Origin of the sequence: Tritonibacter sp. SIMBA_163 (genome assembly GCF_046535935.1) — a bacterium.
Lineage (GTDB): Bacteria > Pseudomonadota > Alphaproteobacteria > Rhodobacterales > Rhodobacteraceae > Epibacterium > Epibacterium scottomollicae.
Genome location: NZ_JAWJBP010001413.1, coordinates 1 through 233, shown reverse-complemented (window position 1 = coordinate 233; position 233 = coordinate 1). Strand labels below are relative to the sequence as shown.

Here is a 233-nt window from a genome sequence, read left to right as displayed (position 1 = left end):
AGCCATCATCTGGGCAGATGATGGCGCTGACCCGCGTGACGGCGCGGGCCAGATTATGGCCTCCGGTGCTGGCGGTTTATAGCCGAGCGATGAGTGTGGCCGCTCGGTGTTGTAATAGCGCCGCCATGCCTCGATGATGACCTTGGCCTCGGCGAGGCTGTAGAAGATCTCACCGTTGAGCAGTTCATCTCGGAGTTTCGAGTTGAAGCTCTCGCAGTAGCCGTTCTCCCACG

1 protein-coding gene is annotated in these 233 nt (G+C 60.1%); it reads right to left on the bottom strand.

Going from position 1 to position 233, the window contains the following annotated elements; genetic code table 11:
* A partial coding sequence (locus R0J92_RS26945; RefSeq protein WP_411053941.1) for an integrase core domain-containing protein occupies positions 1 to 233 on the bottom strand: 233 nt, incomplete at both ends.